General features: G+C 67.9%; 16 protein-coding genes and 1 pseudogene. 7 read left to right on the top strand and 10 right to left on the bottom strand.

The genetic code is table 11. The annotated features are described in order from the left end of the window. Positions 1-5 precede the first annotated feature (5 nt). A complete protein-coding gene (locus tag AB5I40_RS34945; RefSeq protein ID WP_370934438.1) occupies positions 6-740 on the top strand; it encodes a GntR family transcriptional regulator in 735 nt (244 codons plus the stop codon). On the opposite strand, the gene AB5I40_RS34940 is transcribed toward AB5I40_RS34945, so the two are convergent. Then, positions 714-2,267 (bottom strand): PucR family transcriptional regulator, encoded by a 1,554-nt coding sequence (locus tag AB5I40_RS34940; RefSeq protein WP_370934437.1) that lies wholly within the window; start codon positions 2,265-2,267, stop codon positions 714-716. The genes AB5I40_RS34945 and AB5I40_RS34940 overlap by 27 nt on opposite strands. Before the next feature lie 122 nt (positions 2,268-2,389). On the opposite strand from AB5I40_RS34940, the gene AB5I40_RS34935 reads away from it, so the two are divergent. The 3 genes from AB5I40_RS34935 to AB5I40_RS34925 all read left to right on the top strand — a co-directional run bounded on the left by AB5I40_RS34935 (position 2,390) and on the right by AB5I40_RS34925 (position 5,963). After that, positions 2,390-3,892 carry a CoA-acylating methylmalonate-semialdehyde dehydrogenase gene (locus AB5I40_RS34935; protein ID WP_370934436.1) on the top strand — a complete coding sequence of 501 codons (1,503 nt, stop codon included), beginning with the start codon at positions 2,390-2,392 and terminating at the stop codon, positions 3,890-3,892. A 13-nt stretch (positions 3,893-3,905) separates the two neighbouring features. Continuing rightward, complete coding sequence (locus AB5I40_RS34930) at positions 3,906-5,261, top strand: aspartate aminotransferase family protein (RefSeq protein WP_370934435.1); 1,356 nt, start codon at positions 3,906-3,908, stop codon at positions 5,259-5,261. Between the two features lie 102 nt (positions 5,262-5,363). Continuing rightward, positions 5,364-5,963 carry a MarR family winged helix-turn-helix transcriptional regulator gene (locus AB5I40_RS34925; RefSeq protein WP_370934434.1) on the top strand — a complete coding sequence of 200 codons (600 nt, stop codon included), beginning with the start codon at positions 5,364-5,366 and terminating at the stop codon, positions 5,961-5,963. Between the two features lie 80 nt (positions 5,964-6,043). Here the strand turns inward: AB5I40_RS34925 and AB5I40_RS34920 are convergent, their stop codons facing one another. From AB5I40_RS34920 to AB5I40_RS34905, 4 genes and pseudogenes are all read right to left on the bottom strand, one after another. Continuing rightward, on the bottom strand, positions 6,044-6,208 hold the full coding sequence (locus AB5I40_RS34920; RefSeq protein WP_370934433.1) for a catalase-related domain-containing protein: 165 nt from the start codon (positions 6,206-6,208) through the stop codon (positions 6,044-6,046). After that, a pseudogene (locus AB5I40_RS34915) lies at positions 6,201-6,443 on the bottom strand (catalase); the annotation flags it as partial. The gene AB5I40_RS34920 and the pseudogene AB5I40_RS34915, both read right to left, overlap by 8 nt. A 170-nt stretch (positions 6,444-6,613) precedes the next feature. Next, positions 6,614-7,279, bottom strand: a complete 666-nt coding sequence (locus tag AB5I40_RS34910; RefSeq protein ID WP_370934432.1) for a response regulator — start codon at positions 7,277-7,279, stop codon at positions 6,614-6,616. Further along, positions 7,280-8,458 (bottom strand): sensor histidine kinase, encoded by a 1,179-nt coding sequence (locus tag AB5I40_RS34905; RefSeq protein ID WP_370934431.1) that lies wholly within the window; start codon positions 8,456-8,458, stop codon positions 7,280-7,282. It lies immediately after the preceding gene. Between the two features lie 171 nt (positions 8,459-8,629). Between AB5I40_RS34905 and AB5I40_RS34900 the strand changes: the two genes are divergently transcribed. Beyond that, entirely contained in the window at positions 8,630-8,860 is a 231-nt protein-coding gene (locus tag AB5I40_RS34900; RefSeq protein ID WP_370934430.1) for a hypothetical protein, read from the top strand. Between the two features lies 1 nt (position 8,861). Here AB5I40_RS34900 and AB5I40_RS34895 read toward each other — a convergent pair whose 3' ends face one another. Further along, complete coding sequence (locus tag AB5I40_RS34895) at positions 8,862-10,292, bottom strand: APC family permease (RefSeq protein ID WP_370934429.1); 1,431 nt, start codon at positions 10,290-10,292, stop codon at positions 8,862-8,864. A gap of 554 nt (positions 10,293-10,846) precedes the next feature. Continuing rightward, positions 10,847-11,599: an alpha/beta fold hydrolase gene (locus tag AB5I40_RS34890; RefSeq protein ID WP_370940679.1), complete on the bottom strand. Its 753-nt coding sequence runs from the start codon at positions 11,597-11,599 to the stop codon at positions 10,847-10,849. Between the two features lie 219 nt (positions 11,600-11,818). Between AB5I40_RS34890 and AB5I40_RS34885 the strand changes: the two genes are divergently transcribed. Then, positions 11,819-12,412, top strand: a complete 594-nt coding sequence (locus tag AB5I40_RS34885; protein ID WP_370934428.1) for a TetR/AcrR family transcriptional regulator — start codon at positions 11,819-11,821, stop codon at positions 12,410-12,412. On the opposite strand, the gene AB5I40_RS34880 is transcribed toward AB5I40_RS34885, so the two are convergent. After that, positions 12,409-13,464, bottom strand: coding sequence for a DUF6670 family protein (locus AB5I40_RS34880; protein ID WP_370934427.1), 1,056 nt, complete (start codon positions 13,462-13,464; stop codon positions 12,409-12,411). The two genes, AB5I40_RS34885 and AB5I40_RS34880, sit on opposite strands and share 4 nt — an antisense overlap. Before the next feature lie 68 nt (positions 13,465-13,532). Between AB5I40_RS34880 and AB5I40_RS34875 the strand changes: the two genes are divergently transcribed. Then, positions 13,533-15,083 carry an FAD-binding oxidoreductase gene (locus tag AB5I40_RS34875; protein ID WP_370934426.1) on the top strand — a complete coding sequence of 517 codons (1,551 nt, stop codon included), beginning with the start codon at positions 13,533-13,535 and terminating at the stop codon, positions 15,081-15,083. 3 nt (positions 15,084-15,086) lie between these two features. On the opposite strand, the gene AB5I40_RS34870 is transcribed toward AB5I40_RS34875, so the two are convergent. Both AB5I40_RS34870 and AB5I40_RS34865 read right to left on the bottom strand, forming a co-directional pair. Then, positions 15,087-16,502 carry a phytoene desaturase family protein gene (locus tag AB5I40_RS34870; protein ID WP_370934425.1) on the bottom strand — a complete coding sequence of 472 codons (1,416 nt, stop codon included), beginning with the start codon at positions 16,500-16,502 and terminating at the stop codon, positions 15,087-15,089. Further along, entirely contained in the window at positions 16,499-18,283 is a 1,785-nt protein-coding gene (locus AB5I40_RS34865; RefSeq protein ID WP_370934424.1) for a DUF3556 domain-containing protein, read from the bottom strand. Before AB5I40_RS34865 ends, AB5I40_RS34870 begins: the two co-directional genes overlap by 4 nt. Between the last annotated feature and the right edge of the window lie 59 nt (positions 18,284-18,342).

Here is an 18,342-nt window from a genome sequence, read left to right as displayed (position 1 = left end):
CGCGCATGGCCCGATACCGAGCGATCGCCGCGGATCTCGCCGCGAAGATCCGCGCCGGGGAGTACGCGCCCGGCAAGGCCCTGCCACCGCAGCGGGAGCTCAGCGCGTCCTATGGCGTCACGCTCATGACGCTCCGGCAGGCGCTGCGCGAACTCAGCGACGAAGCCCTGATCGTGCAACAACCCGGCCGCGGCACCTTCGTGGCGCCGACACCGGCCTCGTACCAGCTGGGCTCCCTGCGCAGCTTCACCGAGGACCTGCGCGATCAGGGTTACGTCGTGCGCACCGAAGTCGTCAGCCAGTCCGTCCGGCGGCTGCCCGCTCGCGTCGCGGCTCGACTGCAAGCCCGGTCCTCCGATCCCGGCCTGCGGCTGGAGCGCGTACGCGAGTTCGGCGGCCGCCGGGCGATCCATCAGGTGTCGTGGGTCGCTCCCCCGCACGGAGAACGCTTACGAGACACGGACTTCACCACAGTCTCGCTCTATAGTGCACTGTCCGAACTGGACGTCGTGGTCGATAGGGCCGCCGAAACCATCCGCCCGGACGCCCTCGACGACAAGCTCGCCCGCCTCCTCGACGAACCGGTCACCACCCCGGTCCTGGTCAGCGAGCGCACCACCAGCACCCCGGACGGCACCATCGTCGTCATCGACCGCGCGACCATTCTCGGCAGCATGATGCACATCAGCACTGAACGCGCCGCCGACCGCCTGTCACTGCGCTGGGGTGCCGGGAGCTGAATCCCGGTGCCCATGCGCCAAAACCGCCAGGTGCAACGAAAGCCGAGTGTCCGGATCGGACAGATCTACCCCCAGCAACCGCTCCACCGTCGCCAACCGCGAATACGCCGCCGGACGGCTCAAATTCACCGCCTTCGCGAACGCAGTCATCGAATAACCCGATTCGACAAACGCCCGCAACGTCGCGAACGCCCGGCCAGCACGCGGCTCCGGCAACGTCAGCAACGGCCGCAACTGCGCCTCAGTGAACTCATGCAGCCGCGGATGCTCCCGCAACCACCACAACAACCCGCGCACCCCCAAGTCACCAGCCCGCCGAAGTCCAGGTGCGCCAGGCGATTCGACGTCCGCGACATGCACCGCCTCCTGCAGCGCGGCCGGTAGCTCACCGAGCCGACGCACCGGCCCAGCCGCCCCGAAAGCCGCCGCCAAGCCTGCTGGAACACCGGCGACCACCCGCTCCAGCAGAGCTTTCTCCGCAGCCACCGAAGAACACGGGAAGACCGCGGCCACTCGTCCCTCGGCCAGCACGCCGCCGATCCCGTCGCTGGTCAGCACCGCGTCCAGCAGCGCCCGCTCCTGCCCGGCCCGAGCCGGGCGGCACACCAGCACCGCGTAGTACGCCGCCGACGCCAGTCCTAACGCCCGGGCCCGCGCGCGGACCGACCCCTCGTCCGCGCCGTGCAACAGATCCCGCAGCAAATCGCCCTGTGCCTCGATTTCCACCGACAGCGGCGAGCGCTCCAGCAACTTCCCGACGGTCAACGCCTCGGCCGCGCGTTCAAGCACCATCCACGCGGCCGGCTGCTCCGCCGATCGCGCGGGCACGACCAGTCGACCCCAGCGTTCGCGCGGCGGACCGACCGGCGTGCACATCCAGCTCTCCGGACCACCGACCTCGGTCGCGGCCGAAAACGGCACTCGTCGAGACCGTGCTGGCCAATCGCGCAGCAAAGACTCCGCCGAACCGACGCCAGCGAACGCGAGCGCTCGATGCGTCCGGTCCTCCAACACGACCGGCAGCCCGATCAAGTCCGCCGCGTGCGCGAGGACCGCGTCCGGCGCCTGCGAAGCCGAACCGACCGTGCTGAACGCCTCGTGCGCGCGCTCGGCCAGCCGCAACCGCTCGTAATGCGCGTTGACGATCCGGGCGTGCACGATCTCGGTCACCTCGATGAAGCGGACCGTGCTGCGCAGTTCCACCAGCGGAAACCGCGCGGCGCGAGCGGCCTGCACCAGAGCATTCGGCAGCGCCTTCAGATGCTGGCCCGGCTCGACGACCAGCCCGATCGCACCGGCGTCCCGCAGCGACCGTACGTAGGCCACCGCGTCGAAGCCCGGCTCGGTGAACGCCCGCCCGATGGAGAGCACCAGAACGTCGCTGGTCAGCGTCCCGGCGACGTCGCTCAGCTCGCTCACGTGCACCGATCGCACCGGCACGTCGACCGCGTCCGCCGCCGAGCGCACGACCGGCGAGCCGGCGGCCATCACGGGCAGCTCGAGGACGTCTCGGAGGGTCAGGTGCACGACGTCAGCATAACCCGACGATGTGTAAAGGGTGGCCCGCGCAAACCGACGATTCGTCGGTTACCCGCGACCCGTCCGGGAGGGACCCTCAGAGGGCGAATACCAGGAAGAAAGGTGGCTCGATGAGCGATTCCGTGCCGACGCTGTCCCAGTGGATCGCCGGCGGTGAGGCAGCAGGCGCACCGGACGGCTACGGGGACGTCACGAACCCGGCGACCGGGAAGGTCACCGCGCGCGTGCCGCTCGGGTCGGCCGCGGACGCCGAGGCCGCGATCGCCGCCGCGAAGGCCGCGTTCCCCGCCTGGCGCAAGACTTCCCTGGCGAAGCGCAGCCGGGTGCTGTTCCGGTTCCGAGAACTGCTCGACGCACGCGCATCCGAACTGGCCGCGATCATCACCGCCGAACACGGCAAGGTGCTCTCCGACGCGGCGGGCGAAGTCGCGCGCGGCCTGGAGGTCGTCGAATTCGCCTGCGGGATCCCGCAACTGCTCAAGGGCGCGGCGACGGCCAACGCGTCCACCGACATCGACGTCACCTCGCTGCGCGAGCCGCTCGGACCGGTCGCGATCATCTCGCCGTTCAACTTCCCCGCCATGGTCCCGATGTGGTTCTTCCCCATCGCGATCGCCGCCGGGAACACCGTCGTGCTGAAGCCGTCGGAGAAGGTGCCAACCGCCGCGAACTGGCTCGCCGAGCTGTGGCGCGAAGCCGGTCTGCCCGAAGGCGTATTCAACGTGTTGCACGGCAACAAAACCGCGGTCGACGCGCTGCTGCACAGCCCGGACATCGAGGCGGTTTCGTTCGTCGGTTCGACGCCGATCGCGCAGTACGTCTACGAGACCGGCACGGCGAACGGCAAGCGCGTCCAGGCGCTCGGCGGCGCGAAGAACCACATGGTGGTGCTGCCCGACGCTGACCTCGACCTGGTCGCCGACCAGGCAGTCAGCGCCGGTTTCGGGTCCGCGGGCGAACGCTGCATGGCGGTGTCGGTGGTGGTCGCGGTGGGCGACGTCGCCGACGCGCTGGTGCCGCGGATCGCCGACCGCGCCAAGACGCTGGTGACCGGCGACGGCACCCGCGGCTGCGACATGGGCCCGCTGGTCACCGAAGCGGCGAAGGACCGGGTGTCCGGCTACATCGCCGCCGGTGCCGAAGCAGGCGCGACGCTGGTGCTAGATGGCCGTGAGGGCGAATTCGACGCCGACGGCCACGGGTTCTTCGTCGGCCCCACCGTCTTCGACAACGTCCGCCCGGACATGCCGATCTACACCGACGAGATCTTCGGCCCGGTGCTTTCGGTCGTGCGCGTGGAGACGTTCGCCGATGCGATCGAGCTGATCAACGCCGGACCGTACGGCAACGGCGCGGCGATCTTCACCAACGACGGCGGCGCGGCCCGCCGGTTCTCCGCCGACGTCGAGGCGGGCATGGTCGGCGTGAACGTGCCGGTGCCGGTCCCGGTGGCCTACCACTCGTTCGGCGGCCGGAAGAACTCGCTGTTCGGCGACACCCACGCGCACGGCGGCGAAGGCGTGCACTTCTTCACCCGCGCCAAGGTCGTCACCACCCGCTGGCCGGGCCCCGAACAGGGCGGACTCGACCTCGGCTTCCCGCAGAACGTCTGAGAGGGGCTCTACAATGGACACTCAGTCGGCAGCAGCCCGGCACCTGTGGATGCACTTCTCCCGCATGGGAAATTACCAGGACTCGCCGGTCCCGGTGATCACCCGTGGCGAGGGCGTGCACGTGTGGGACGACCGCGGCCGCCGCATCCTCGACGGGCTGGCTGGGCTTTTCGTCGTGCAGGCCGGACACGGTCGCCGCGAACTCGTGGAAGTCGCCGCACAGCAGGCGAACGAGCTAGCGTACTTCCCGATTTGGGGCTATGCCACGAAACCGGCGGCGGAACTGGCCGAACGGCTCGCGCATCTCGCGCCGGGCGACCTCAACCGCGTCTTCTTCACGACCGGCGGCGGCGAGGCGGTCGAGTCCGCGTGGAAGGTCGCGAAGCAGTACTTCAAGCTGACCGGAAAACCCGGCAAGCACAAGGTGATCAGCCGCGCGGTGGCCTACCACGGCACCCCGCACGGCGCGCTCGCGATCACCGGGCTGCCCGCGATGAAGAAGGACTTCGAACCGCTCGCGCCGGGCGGTTTCCGCGTGCCGAACACCAACCTGTACCGGCATCCGGAGTTCGCCGGCGACCTCGAGGCGTTCGGCCGCTGGGCCGCGGACCGGATCGAGGAAGCGATTCTGTTCGAGGGCGCGGACACGGTCGCCGCGGTGGTGCTCGAACCGGTGCAGAACTCCGGCGGCTGCCTCACCCCGCCGCCCGGGTACTTCGAACGGGTACGGGAAATCTGCGACCGGCACGACGTGCTCCTGGTCGCCGACGAGGTGATCTGCGCGTTCGGCCGGCACGGCACGACGTTCGCCAGCGAGAAGTTCGGCCTCCAGCCGGACCTGCTGACCTGCGCCAAGGGCCTGAGCTCCGGCTACAGCCCGATCGCCGCGCTGATCGCGTCGGACCGCGTGATGGAACCGTTCCTCGGCGCGGGAGTCGGCTTCCCGCACGGGTACACGTTCGGCGGTCACCCGGTTTCGGCCGCGGTCGCGCTCGCGAACCTCGACCTGATGGAGCGGGAGGGGCTCAACCAGCGCGTTCTGGACAATCAGGATGCGTTCGAAGCGACCCTGGGCAAGCTGCTTGACCTGCCGATCGTCGGCGACGTCCGCGGCGACGGCTATTTCTGGGCCGTCGAACTGGTCAAGGACAAGGCGACCCGCGAGACGTTCAACGCCGACGAGCGGGAACGCCTCGTCCGCGGCTTCCTGCCGGGCGCGCTGTTCGACCGCGGCCTCTACTGCCGTCCGGACGATCGGGGCGACGTGGTCGTCCAGTTCGCCCCGCCGCTGATCGCCGGGCAGGCGGAATTCGACGAAATGGAACAGATCCTTCGGGACGCGCTGCTCGAGGCGCAGAAACTCGTCTGAGCCAACTGGCGAGGGAGGGGGCCGGGACCGTGTGGTCCCGGCCTTCTTCCGTGCCGTCGCTTATCATGAGCGCCAAGGAATCCTGACCGCGAGGCGGCGCGCATGCCCGAGCACGAACCCGGCCTCGACCGCCGGCTGGCCGACGCCATCGAGCGGCTCGGGAACGGCCTGCGCGCGCTTTCCCAGCGCAGCGCCCGCACGCAGGGTCTTTCGCCGCTGCAACAACAGGCGGTGCTCTCGCTCTCCCGCCACCCCGCGCCGCGCCGCGAGGTGAACGCACTGGCCGCGGAATTCGACGTCACCACCCCGACGATGTCCGACGCGATCAGCGCGCTGGAACGCAAAGAACTCCTCACCCGCTCACCCGGTTCGGACGGCCGCCGCCGCCTGCTCACATTGACCGAACGCGGTTTTGAAGTCGCCGCCTCACTGTCGGCATGGGATCAGCAGCTGGTGGCGTCGCTGGCCGCGGTGCCGGAAGCGGATCGGGCCACGACACTGAATACTTTGTTGCGGGTGATCGCGGACCTGCAGCGCGGCGGTGCGATCAGCGTCGCCCGGGTGTGCACGACGTGCCGGTTCTTCGGGCGGAACGAGCATGCCGATCCGAAGGCTCCGCACCATTGTCACTTGATGCGGAAACCGTTGGAGTTGACGGAATTGCGCACTGACTGCCCGGAACACATGCAGACGCCCGCCTGACCTCCCGCCAACAACTGCGTCCGTGAGGGGAACCTTGACGGGCTCAGAGTCCCCTCCCAGACAGCAGCGACCGGAGCCGGTTACAAGGCTCCGATCTCCTCGCACGCCTTCCGCACCCCGGCGCCGTAAGCCGGATCCGCCTTGGCGCAGATGTCGATATGCCACTCGACCGTTTCCTTCCGCGCGCCCTTGATCTCTCGCGCCGTGTTTTCGAAAAGCCGCTGCCACGCACCCTCGCTGCACATACAGCGTCCATTTAGGATAGTCGCCGCGCTCGATGGCCCCGCACAGGTCGCTCTGGTGCGATTCGCGGTCCTCGCCGATGAGCGCGCCGGCTTCCCGGTCGGTCAGGTTCTCGATGCCCTGCTGGGTGCGCAGGTGGAACTTCACCCAGTGCCGCTCGCCCACGTCGTTGATCAGGCTGAACGCGTGCGAGCCGAAACCGTGCAGGTGCCGGTAGGTCTTCGGGATGCCGCGACTGTTCTGGTTGTCGGTCACCGGCGGAACGCGCGGGCGATTCGCTGCGAAAAACAGCGTAAATTGCCCGGCCAGAATATTCGCGGCAGACAAATTCGCATTCCATCGAAGAACGCGCACTCATTTCCGAATACCAGCGCGCGTGCGGCTTTTCAGTGAGGTTTGCCTACTGCTCACTCCTCGCTGTCGCGCACCACCAGCGCGATCTGCACCCGGTTCACCACGCCCAGCTTCGCGAACAGGCTGCTCGTATGCGCCTTCACCGTCGCCACGCTGATGTGCAGCCGCGCCCCGACCTCGGCGTTCGACAGCCCCTCCGCGATCGCCCGCGCGGTGTCGCGTTCGCGTTCGGTCAACGCGGCCAGCCGCGCCTGCGCCGCCTCCCGCGCGGTACGCCGGGTCTCGGACGACTGCGGCCCCATCGCCGCGGTGATCAACCTGCTGGTGGCCGCCGGGGACAGCGCGGGATTCCCGTCGGCGACGGCGCGCACCGCGGCCAGGATGTCCGGCGGCGGGGTGTCCTTGAGCACGAAGCCAAGCGCCCCGGCCCGCAGCGCGCCGAGCACCATCTCATCGGAGTCGAAGGTGGTCAGCACGAGGATCCGCGGCGGGTCCGGCCAGCTGAGGATGGCTTCGGTCGCGCTCAGACCGTCGCGGCCGGGCATCCGCACGTCCATCAGCACGACGTCCGGCCGGATCCGCCGGACCTCGGCGATGGCGGCGTCGCCGTCCGCGGCCTCGCCGGCGACCTCCAGGTCGGCTTCGCCGTCGAGCATGAGCCGCAACGACATCCGCACCAGCTGATCGTCGTCGACGATCACGACCCGCACCCGGTCCACTCACTCGCTCCCTTCGCCGCGGGCAGGCCACGGCAGCCACGCGGTCAGCACGAACCCGCCGCCCGGGTCCGCGTGATGGTCAAGTTCACCACCGGCGAGCTCGACCCGCTCGGACAGCCCCAGCAACCCGAACCCAGCCGACGGCGGCGGCTTCTCCCCGCTCGCCGTACCCGAATCCCGCACAGTCACGCGCAGGCCGTCGCCCTCCCCGCCCTCCACGGTGACCCGCACTTCCGCGCCGGGTGCGTGTTTCCCGGCGTTGGTCAGTCCTTCTTGGACAATCCGGTACACCGTCCGCGCAAGCAGATCCGGCGGCGTACCGATGGATTCCGGGGTGTACGCGACGTTGACCCCCAGCGCCCGCGCATCAGCGACCAGCGCAGGCAGAGTCGCGAGCGATGGCTGCGGCGGCTCAAGCCCACCCGGGCTCGCCCGCAGCACGCCGAGCACCTCCCGCAGCTCCTCCAACGCCTGATGCGCCCCGTCAGCGATCCCCTTGGCCAGCAGCGACACCTGGTCAGGTGCCAGATCCGTCCGATGTCCCAGCACCCCGGCCTGCATCGCGACCAGCGAAACCCGATGCGCGAGGACGTCATGCATCTCCCGCGCGATCCGATGCCGCTCGACGATCCGCGCCTCCGCCGCCCGCGCGACCTGCTCGCGTTCCGCGCTCTCCGCACGTTCCCGCAGCGACTGCAACTCCTCGCGCCGCGCCCCGATCGCCGCCCCGACCGCCACGACGATGCCGGTGATCAGCACGATGAACGCCACCGACAGCCACCAGGGGTCGGGATCCGCACCGCGCGGGTAAATACCTTCGGTGACCGCTCCCGTCGCGACGCAGGCAAACCCGATGAACGCGGTCTCGAGCGGCCGCCGCCGGGTGGCGAGCGACCCGAGCACGAGCAGCGCCGCACCTCCCGCGGACGACGACACCGCCGAGACGATCACCACCCCGGTCGCGACCGAAAGCGGATACTTCCGCCGCCACAAGGTCGCGACCAGGCATCCGACGCCGATGATCGGGTCGCCGAAGAGCAGCCACCCGATCCGCGGATCGTCAGACCCCTCCGGCAACTGGGCCGCGATCGTCAACCAGGCGAACGCACCGAGCAGCGCTGCGGCAGTCAGCCGCCACCCCTGCTGCCACAGCTTGAGCTTGGCCTGCGGAACGATCACCCGCCCATCTTCGCCGATCCGCCCATCCCGTGCAGCCGCCCACGGCACAGCGCCGCCCTAGACCAAAGTCGCACCCCTCGACTTTGGTCGGTCCCGAGTCGCTCCGCAGGTCCGATGCATAGCTGCTTGCCGACCGCCACACTTAAGCCACCACGAGTGAGGAGAGAACGCATGAGCAAGGGCGGCTACACAGCGGTGCAGACGGTCGGCATGGTCATCACAGTCGTATGCGCACAAGCCGCGATCCGCAGTTTCTTCGACCACGACGCACGCCAGCTGTGGGGCGCGTTCGACTGGGTCCCCGGCGGATGGACCGGTCAGCTCGTCGCCTTGATTGTGCTGACGCTCGTCGGAATAGCAATCGCCAGCTGGGGCGCCAACCGAGCCAAGGCGAAAAGCTGACTCAACGCACGTCCGGCCCGAGCGCCGCGTACGTCTCCGGCCGCCTCCGTCGCAGGTAAACGGACATCACCAACCCGGCGACAATCAGAATCGGCAACAACCACGGCAACAGTCCGATCCACGCCGCGTCCGACCCTGCCATAGTCGGAAAATTCAGCACGGCCAGCACAATCACGCCGATCAACCCGGCCCCGCCCAGCCCCGGCGCGATAAACGTGCTCCACCAATGCGGATCGCGCCGCTGCCGGAAGAACACCACCACCGCGATCGACGCCATCGCCTGCAGCACGAGGATCGCCAACGTCCCGAACCCAGTCATCGACGACGTCAAGAACGCGACCGGGTCGAGCCCCAGCACCGCGAAGATCGCCGCGACCAGAGTAGCGAACCCGATCTGCGCCGCACTGGCGTTGCGCGGCGTACCAGAAACCGTGCGCCCCAAAGCCTTCGGCAACACACCGTCGCGAGCAAGCGCGTAGATGTACCGGCTGGCCGAGTTGTGCAGCGCCAGCAACGCGGCGAAAAGGCTGACCACCAGCAGCAACTGCATGACATCAGTGAGCACGGTCCCGAGAACATCCTGCGAGGTGGCGAGCAACAGGTCACCAGCCGCAAGATGGTCCTGCGCCACAGATTTCGCGTTCTCCACCCCGATCGCGCTCACCAACGCCAGCGACGTCACCGCCGCGAATACTCCGATCGCAATCACCGCGATGTAAGTAGCCCGAGGCACCGACTTGTTCGGGTCTCGCGCTTCCTCGCTGAACAGCGCTGTCGCCTCAAACCCGATAAAACACGTGGCAGCGAACAACAACCCCAGCCCGATCGACCCCGACGTCACGACCGCGGGCGACAACGCGCTGAACGAGTACCCAGACTTCACAAGCACCACAACGTCGAACACGACCAGAATGCTGACCTCAAGAATCAACGACACGGCAAGCACCTTCGCCGAAACGTCAACCCCGCGACGGCTCAGCAGAAACACCGCCGCCACCGACAACCCAGCCCAAAACTCCCACGGCAAGTCAAGATGAAAGACCCGGTTGACGACACCCCCGGTCAACGCCCCAGAAGTCCCGACGGCCCCAGCCACGAAGCAGTTGTACCCAGCCAACGCGACAAACGCCCCGGAAAGCCCAGCCGGACGTCCCAACGCCGCGACAAGATAGGCGTAAAATCCACCGGCATTGGAGACGTACCGGCTCATCCGCGCGTACCCGATGCCGAACAACAACAGCACAACCCCAGCGATCAGGAACGACGCGGGCATCCCGCCACCGTTGCCCAGCGCGATCCCCAGCCCCGCGATCACGACCATCCCCGTCAACGGCGCGACAGCCGCCAACACGAGAAACGCGATCCCGCCAGTCCCCAACGCATTAGCGCGAAGCTGCCCTCCGACGGCCTCCGGTGTCGACTGCTGTGCCATTCCAGGCCTCCCGATCCGCGCGAGGCTCCCGTTGCCCCGCAGCGCCCCAGTGTGCTTGCCAGGAGCCTGATCGCCTTGTCGTCGCAGGCAGAGGTCTTGGCTATCCGCGCACCTCACCCCTCGGCCGCGCGTTCCGTGAGGGAACCCTCACGTACTCAGATTCCCTCAGAGTTCCCCTCACGCCCCACCCAGCACCCGCCAGGACGCGCCCCGATGCGGCATTGGGTGCGTCCCGCGCACCCAATGTGGCATTCGGTGCGTCACATGCACCCAACGCCACATTGGGGCGCTAGCCCCCGCCACCAACAAACCGCACCGGTGCACCCAACGATCGAGGCACCCAGCCCGTCCCACCAACCAACCGGCACCCGTGCACCCGCTATCGAGGCACCCAGCCCCTCCCCCGCACCCCGATACGAAGCGTCCCTGCGGTCTGGGGGTGCTTGTCAAGGCATCTTTCCCGCCTTGACAAGCACCCCCAGACCGTCAGCACACTCAAGCTTCGGGGTGCCCCACGCAACCACCAAGCGATGTCGCCGCCAGGCGACGAGAAGTCACCCCAAAACCTCCCTCAACCGAACAGCAAACTCCTCCGGTTTCCCCGCATACCCACCCTCCCCGCCAAGAAACCCACCATGGTGACTAGGAAACACAGTCACCCCCACCCCCGTCCGCGCGGCAAGAGCCCGCACGGTCCGCCCAGTAAACGTATCCCCAGTCTCCTCCCCCACCGCCAACACAACCCGACTCCCGGCAGCCTTCAACGCAGCAACATCCGGCACATAATCAATAACCGGCCGAGACCGCGAAGACAACAACGGATCATCCCGCTTCCCGTCATCCTCAACAGGCAACCCGAACTGCCCAGGCTCAACCTCGGGCTGCGCGAAGAACTCCTCAGTAAACTCCCCAACCCAGCTAGTCATAGCGATAAACGCAGCCATCCCATACCCCCACCCCCGAGCCAAATACCGCTCAGTCACCCCGTCACAAGCCCGAGCAGCCGCCTCAACATCCGGCAACACCGCGATAACCGGCGGCTCATGCGCCACCAACGTCTCCACATCCCCCGGATACCGAGCCACCAACGCCACCGCAGTAACCGCCCCACCGCTACTGGCGAACAGATCAACAGCCCCCACCCCAAGAGCCGAAATCACCGCATGCACGTCCCCGGCCTGAACCTCGGGCCGATTCTCCGTCTCCCCATCAGACCGAGTACTCCGCCCAAGCCCCCGCGGATCATAAGTAACCACCGCCCGCTCCGGAAACAACCCGGCAAGCGTCCCGAACCCACTGGCATCCATCGGTTGCCCGATCATCACCAACGGCCGAGAGCCCTCCCCGAGCGGCCGGTTGTGCACGTCATAGACGATGTCCGCACCGTCAGTAACCAGATGATGAGTAGACACAACGACACTCCCCTGCCTCGGAAACCCGAAGCAGCCAGCCTACCAACCCCGCCCCGCATTCAGGGTCCACAATGGACAAAAGCACCCGCGAACAGCATCAGCTATGCTGACCTCGTGGCAAATTCGGCAGGCAGCAAGGGAATGCCGCGCCCCGAACGGGAGCGGCTGATCCTCGACGCCGCCGTCCAGGAGTTCGGCACCCAGGGCTACGCCCACGCCTCAGTAGCCGCCATCGCCCGCCGGGCGGAAATTTCCAAACCGCTCGTCTACGGCTACTTCGACTCCAAAGACGGCCTCTACCTGGCCTGCCTGCACCGAGGCGCGGCCCCGCTGGTCGACGCCGTCACCGAAGCCCAAACCGGCACCGGCCTCACCCGAGCCCTAGGCACCCTGGAAGCGATCTTCCGCACCCTGGAACCCCGCCGCCCGGACTGGGCAGTCCTCTGGGACCCCACCCTCCCCCCGAACTCCGCGGTGGACGAAGCCGCCCGCTCCTACCGCCGCAAACTGTCCGCATTAGGCGCGGAAGGCACCCAAGAAGCCTTGTCCACAGCCGGTTTCGCCGACCCAGCAGACGCCTCCCTGTTCGCCCGGATCTGGTACGGCGCAGTAGCCGCCACCGTCAACTGGTGGCTGGAGCACCCGGAAGAACCCGCCGAAGTCACCACCCAACGCTGCGCGAGAATCCTCGCCTCCCTGCGCGGCTAACTTTCGCAATCCACCCACTCGAAGTACCCGCTCCCCGACACCGCCCGCCGCCGAAACGCGCCGGAATACGTATACGCGCCGACATAACCGCGCCCATGCCCATACCGCAATGGACTGTCCACAACGGCCTCCACCGCCACGACCTCCGCTGCCCCGTCCCGAACCGTCCACCGAAACCGCTCCGGTGCCCGCATCTCCCGCCCCTGCGGATCGACCTCCGGCTCGTCCCGATAGTCCACCTCGAACTGGACCTCCCGAAACACCGCAGCATCGCCGTCCAGCGTGCGCACATAGGCAAGTCGGCAAGCCGTAGCCCCAGCCGCCCGGACATCGGTCAGCAACAACTGCGTCCGATCATCGAGATTGATGATCTGATAGGTAAAGAAGTCAATCGGCAGCTTGAACCGCTGAGGCAACGGCGTACGCCGAAGGGCTTGCGGCGAAACAGATCGCGCGTACTCAACAGTGCAGAGCCCGCCGATCTCCGTCTCGCCAGTGTCGTCAGTAATCATCCCGGTAAAGGTCGCAAGAAGACTCAAGTGGTCATACGCCGGATTCCGCACGAACCAAGACACCTGAGGCGTGGCAGTGATAGTCAGGTCCGCCGAGAACCCGGCATAACGCGCATGCACCTGATACGACGGATGCGCCGCCTCGATAGCAAGATCCGAATCCCACTCCAACCGCGAACCGTCCTCCGCGAAGCGGCATTCGGTGTGCGAATCGTAAGCCTGATAGTGATGATGCCCGGGCGCGGCAGTGGACGACAGGACAGTCGTAGTGCGGCGCGCATCGGAGGTAGCGAGGTAGTCGTTGTCGAAACAGACCGCGCCAGTGCTGCCGATCAGCGTCATCGTGTTGAGGTAGCGATGCGGCGCGGGCAGCTCCGGCACGAAGATGCCGTAATGCGTCCACGCCCAAGTCCGCGAATCCGGATGCGGCCGCAGCAGGCCGGGCCGGTCGAACGGCTTCGCGGACTCCTCGATCCGCTGGTCGAAGCGAGGGAGCACCCGGTTCACCACGAACGGCGCGGCAGCGGTCAGCACGCTCATCTTTCCTCCTCAGTGCCTATTACCCTAGAGTAAGTTACTCTTGGGTCAATTCGGAAGGGAGCAGTCGGATGACACGGTCCTGGTGGGGTTGGGGCGACATCGAGGAAGCGCTGACCGCCGAAGAGTCGGAAGCGCTGGTCGCGCGCACGTCCGCCTTCCTTCCCGCCCACGACTTCACCGACCACGCTCCTCCCTCGCCGGACGACCTGCCGGTGCCGCCGTCCCGGCTCCGCCCGCCCGCCGCGCTGGCCCGGCTGTGCTCGACCGACCGGACCGACCGGCTGTCGCACGCGCGCGGCAAAGCGTTCCGAGACGTCGTCCGGAACCTGGAGGGGCGGGTCGAAGCGGTGCCGGATGTCGTCGCTCGCCCGGAGTCCGAGCAGGACGTGCTCGATCTCCTGGATTGGTGTTCCACCAGCGGCACGCCGGTAATCCCCTACGGCGGCGGCAGTTCCGTCGTCGGCGGCATCGAACCGCGTTTCCCAGCGCCCGCGGTGTCGCTGGACCTCGGCCGCCTCGACCAGGTCGTGGAGATCGACCAGACGAGCCGCACCGCGCGCGTCCAAGCCGGGGTGTACGGACCCGCGCTGGAGGACCAGCTCCGCCCGCACGGCCTGACGCTGCGGCACTATCCCCAGTCGTTCACGCACTCCACGCTCGGCGGCTGGCTGGCGACCCGCGCTGGCGGCCACTTCGCGACGCTGGCCACGCACATCGACGACCTGACCGAGTCCCTGCGCGTCGTGACTCCGGCCGGTGTCAGCGAGTCGCGCCGGCTGCCCGGTTCGGGGGCCGGACCGTCGCCGGATCGGCTGTTCCTCGGCTCGGAAGGCACACTGGGCGTGATCACCGAAGCCTGGATGCGGCTGCAGGAACGGCCGCGCTGGCAGGCGAAAGCGTCGGTGAGCTTCACCAGGTACGCCGATGCAGTACGAGCGACCAGGGCGATCGCCCAGTCCGGCCTGTACCCAGCGAACTGCCGCCTCCTCGACGCCGCGGAAGCGTTCCTCAACACCGGCGTCCAGGCCGACGGTTTGCTGCTGCTCGCGTTCGAATCCGCAGACCATCCGGTGGACGCCTGGCTGGACCGCGCCCTCGAACTCACCGCCGATCACGGCGGCACCGTCACCGCCCGCCGCGGCGAATCCGGTTCGGCGTGGCGATCGGCCTTCCTGCGGATGCCGTACCAGCGCGACGCGCTCGCCCGCCGGTCGATGGTGGTGGAGACCTTCGAAACCGCCTGCACCTGGGACGCGTTCGAGTCGCTGCACGAGGCCGTCACGACGGCCGCGAACGCGGCGATCGCCGAGATCTGCGGCGCGGGTGTCGTGACCTGCCGGTTCACCCACGTCTACCCGGACGGCCCCGCGCCGTACTACGGCATTTACGCGACCGGCCGCTGGGGCAGCACCGTCGCGCAGTGGGACGAGCTGAAAACCGCTGTGTCCAAAGCGATCCTGGCCAACGGCGGCACGATCACCCACCATCACTCGGTCGGCCGCGACCACCGTCCGTGGTATGACCGGCAGCGCCCGGACCCGTTCGCCGCCGCCCTGTCCGCGGCGAAGGACGCCCTCGACCCGGCCGGAGTGCTGAACCCGGGCGTCCTGATCCGGTAGCGCTTACCGCCGCAGGTACCGCAACGCCCGCGCCGCCGCGTGACTGCCGCACATCCCGTGCGCTCCCGGTCCCGGCGGCGTGGCCGCGGAACACACGAAGTGCCCCGGCACGCCCACGTCGTACGGCTGCAAGGTCGCCCGCGGGCCGAACACCAGCTGTCGCACGTCTTTCGCTCCAGTGAGGATGTTTCCGCCGACGAAATTCGGGTTCCCGGCAGCGAATTCCGCCGACGACGTGCTCACCGAGCCGATGACCCGTTCCCGGAACCCCGGCGCGAACCGTTCGATCTGTGCGGTGATCGCCTCGGTGGCGTCGCCGGTGTAGCCATGCGGCACATGCGCGTACGCCCACACCGGATGCACATCGCCGACCGAACGCGACGGGTCGGCCAGGTATTGTTGACCCAGCAACACAAACGGCCGCTCCGGCATCCGTCCATTGTGTACTGCACGCTCACCGGAAGCGACTTCCGCCGCCGCTCCTCCCAAGTGGACAGTCCCGGCCGAACGCGCTTCCGGTGACCGCCACGGAATTCCGTCCTGCACCGCGAAGTCCACCTTGAACGCACCGGGACCGTAGCGGAACCGCTCGTACGCCCGCCGGATCCGCGGCGGCAACCGGTCGCCGAGCACCGAGGCCAGTGCGCGAGGCCCGACGTCCCACACCACCACGTCCGCCCGAGGCAACTGCGAAACCGACTGCACCCGCACACCGGTCTCGATCTTCCCGCTGAAGTCGGCTACCAGCGCGGCCAAGGCGTCGCTGATCGCCCGCGACCCGCCTTCGGCGACCGCCCAGCCGTGCCGGTGGCCAGCGGTGAGAATGCCGAGCCCGATCGCCGACGACAGCGGCCGGTCCAGCGGCCGGAACGCATGCGCCGCAACGCCAAGCCACAGCGCACGAGCCTGTTCGGTACGGAAATACCGGGCCAGCACGGTCGCCGGAGCGACCGTCGGCAGCCCGAACCGGCCCAGCAGCAACGGATGTCTCGGCACTCGCAGCAACGGGCCGAGGATGTCCTCGCTCAGCGCGTCGTAGTTCTGCGCGGGCGACGAGAACAGCGCTGACCAGCGGCGTCCGTCCGGACCGAGCCCGGCGGCGGTGGCGGAGACCGAGCGCCGCAGGACCCCGGCGGTGCCGTCGTCGAGCGGGTGCACGCAGTCGATCTCCGGCAGCCGCCAGCGCAGGCCGTACCGGTCGAGCCCGAGGTCGGTCAGCACCGGCGAGCCGACCGCCATCGGATGCGTCGCGGAGCAGTGGTCGTGCAGCAGGCCGGGAACGATCGCCTCGTAAGTGCGGGTGCCGCCGCCGATTTCGTCGGCGGCCTCCAGCACTGTCACGTCGACCCCGGCCTTTGCCAGCACCGCTGCCGCGGCGAGCCCGTTGGGTCCGCTGCCGACCACCACCGCCGTAGTCATGCCAGCACGCTGCCGGTCTTGGCCTGGTGCGCGGTCCAGGTGACGGTGAGCGGAATCGGGCCGTTCGGCAGCCACGGCTGTTCGTTGACGGCGTCGGCGACCGTCCAGTGGCCGCGCTCGATCACGCCCAAGGCCGCGTCAATCACCTGGTAATGCTGCACCTTCGAGTGGATGGCCTGCGACTCCACCCACACCACGATCCACTCGCCAGGCGCGAATCCGACCCGTTTCTGCACCGCGTTGACGAAGTCGAGGCCGTGCAGGTGCCCGTCGCCGAAGTTGAACCCGAGGATCGAGTTGCAGCCGAATTCGGCCTCGCGCACCGTCCGCGCGTCGAGATCCGGCAGGTTCTTCGCGAGCACGGAGAACAGCCCGCGGCCCTGGCTGTGCATCGACCGCCAAGCGATCGTCTGCTGCATGGTGATCTCGGCGATTTCGGCCGGGTAGCCCATCGCCTGCAACTGGTCGACCTGGTTCTTCGTCGGCCGGTGCGGCAACGTGTTCAGCTTCGCCTCGGCGCCCGGCGCGAACGCCCACAACGCCGACGCCCAGTTGCCCGCGTACTGCCGCATCGACGGCAGGAATGACACCAGATCCGGCCGCAGGTTGCCGAGAACCGGGAAGAACAGCAACGCGGCCGCGATCACGGCGGCGAGCCAGCCCGGCGTCATGTCGCCGACGCCGTATCCGGCGCTCGCGGGGAAGCCGAGGAACAGGAAGATCGCGAGGTAGCCGAAGAGAATGTTCCACTCCAGCGGCACGGCCAGCGGGAATGTCGACGTGATGAACAGATGGAACACCACCATCAGCGCGACGCCCGCGAGCGTGACCCAGTGATTGGTGGAGAACAGCAACACCAGTGGCGTAATGATCTCCACGGTCGTCCCGCCGACATGCGCCATGAACGTCGCGAGCTTCGATGGCCGGACGTCGTTCGGGAAATCGCGGTAATGCGCTCGCTTCAGCCATTTGAACGGCACACACGGACTGTTGGACACCATCGGCGGCACCACATTCGTGAAGTGCTTGCCGAACTTCGAGACGCCCGCGCCGATCCAGACCAGGCAGATCAACAGCTTCGCTGCGATGATCATGTTCACGAACGGCAAGAACGCGAAGAACACCAGCGCAGGAAGATACTGCTCGCCGCGCGCGGCAAGGAACACAGTCTTGTCCCGCAAGCCATTCAGCACGTACAGCACAATTGGTGCGATCAGCAAGGCCGGACGCACCAGGCCCGAGGTGTTGCCCGGCAGCGCGGCCGACAACGCGGCGTCCGGGACGCCCGGCAGCACGATCGCAGTCAGCAGCGTGGCGAGGAAAGCCAGGTACAGCAGCACATCGAAGCCGTTTCGCCGGTCGCCTTTGGTGAACGGCACCCGCTTCCACGGTCGCAGCCGGATCGTTCCAGGACGCGCCCAGAACAGGATCCCGCCGGTCATCGGCTTGAACTTCCCCGCGATCGGCCCCCACGAACCGGCGACGCCGACCGCTTCCAGCAATACCGTCCACAGCACAAGCTTTTGGTAAACGACCGGTTCGCGCCACCACGCGGCGACGTCCCAGAACGGGCCGACGCCGGACGTCGCGGTCACCAGCGCCACCCCGGCCAGCACGTAAAGGAAAAGCAGCTTCACCACGTACGTAGCCGGAATCATTTTGGGCGAGCCGAATCCGAACTGGACCCAGTGCAGCGCGAGCGCTTTGGTTCGTTGCAGCAGTGGCTTCCGCAGGAAGGTTTCCGGATCGACCGGGGGAAAGTCCCCTGTCTTGAACCCCATTGTTCTCCGCCTTTCTCCGGGCAGCATCGACCGGACCCGCTGATGCGGGCACGGATTGT

Source organism: Amycolatopsis sp. cg13 (assembly GCF_041346965.1).
GTDB lineage: Bacteria > Actinomycetota > Actinomycetes > Mycobacteriales > Pseudonocardiaceae > Amycolatopsis.
Note: the sequence above shows the minus strand (reverse complement) of the source record. Positions and strands in the feature narration are given on the sequence as shown.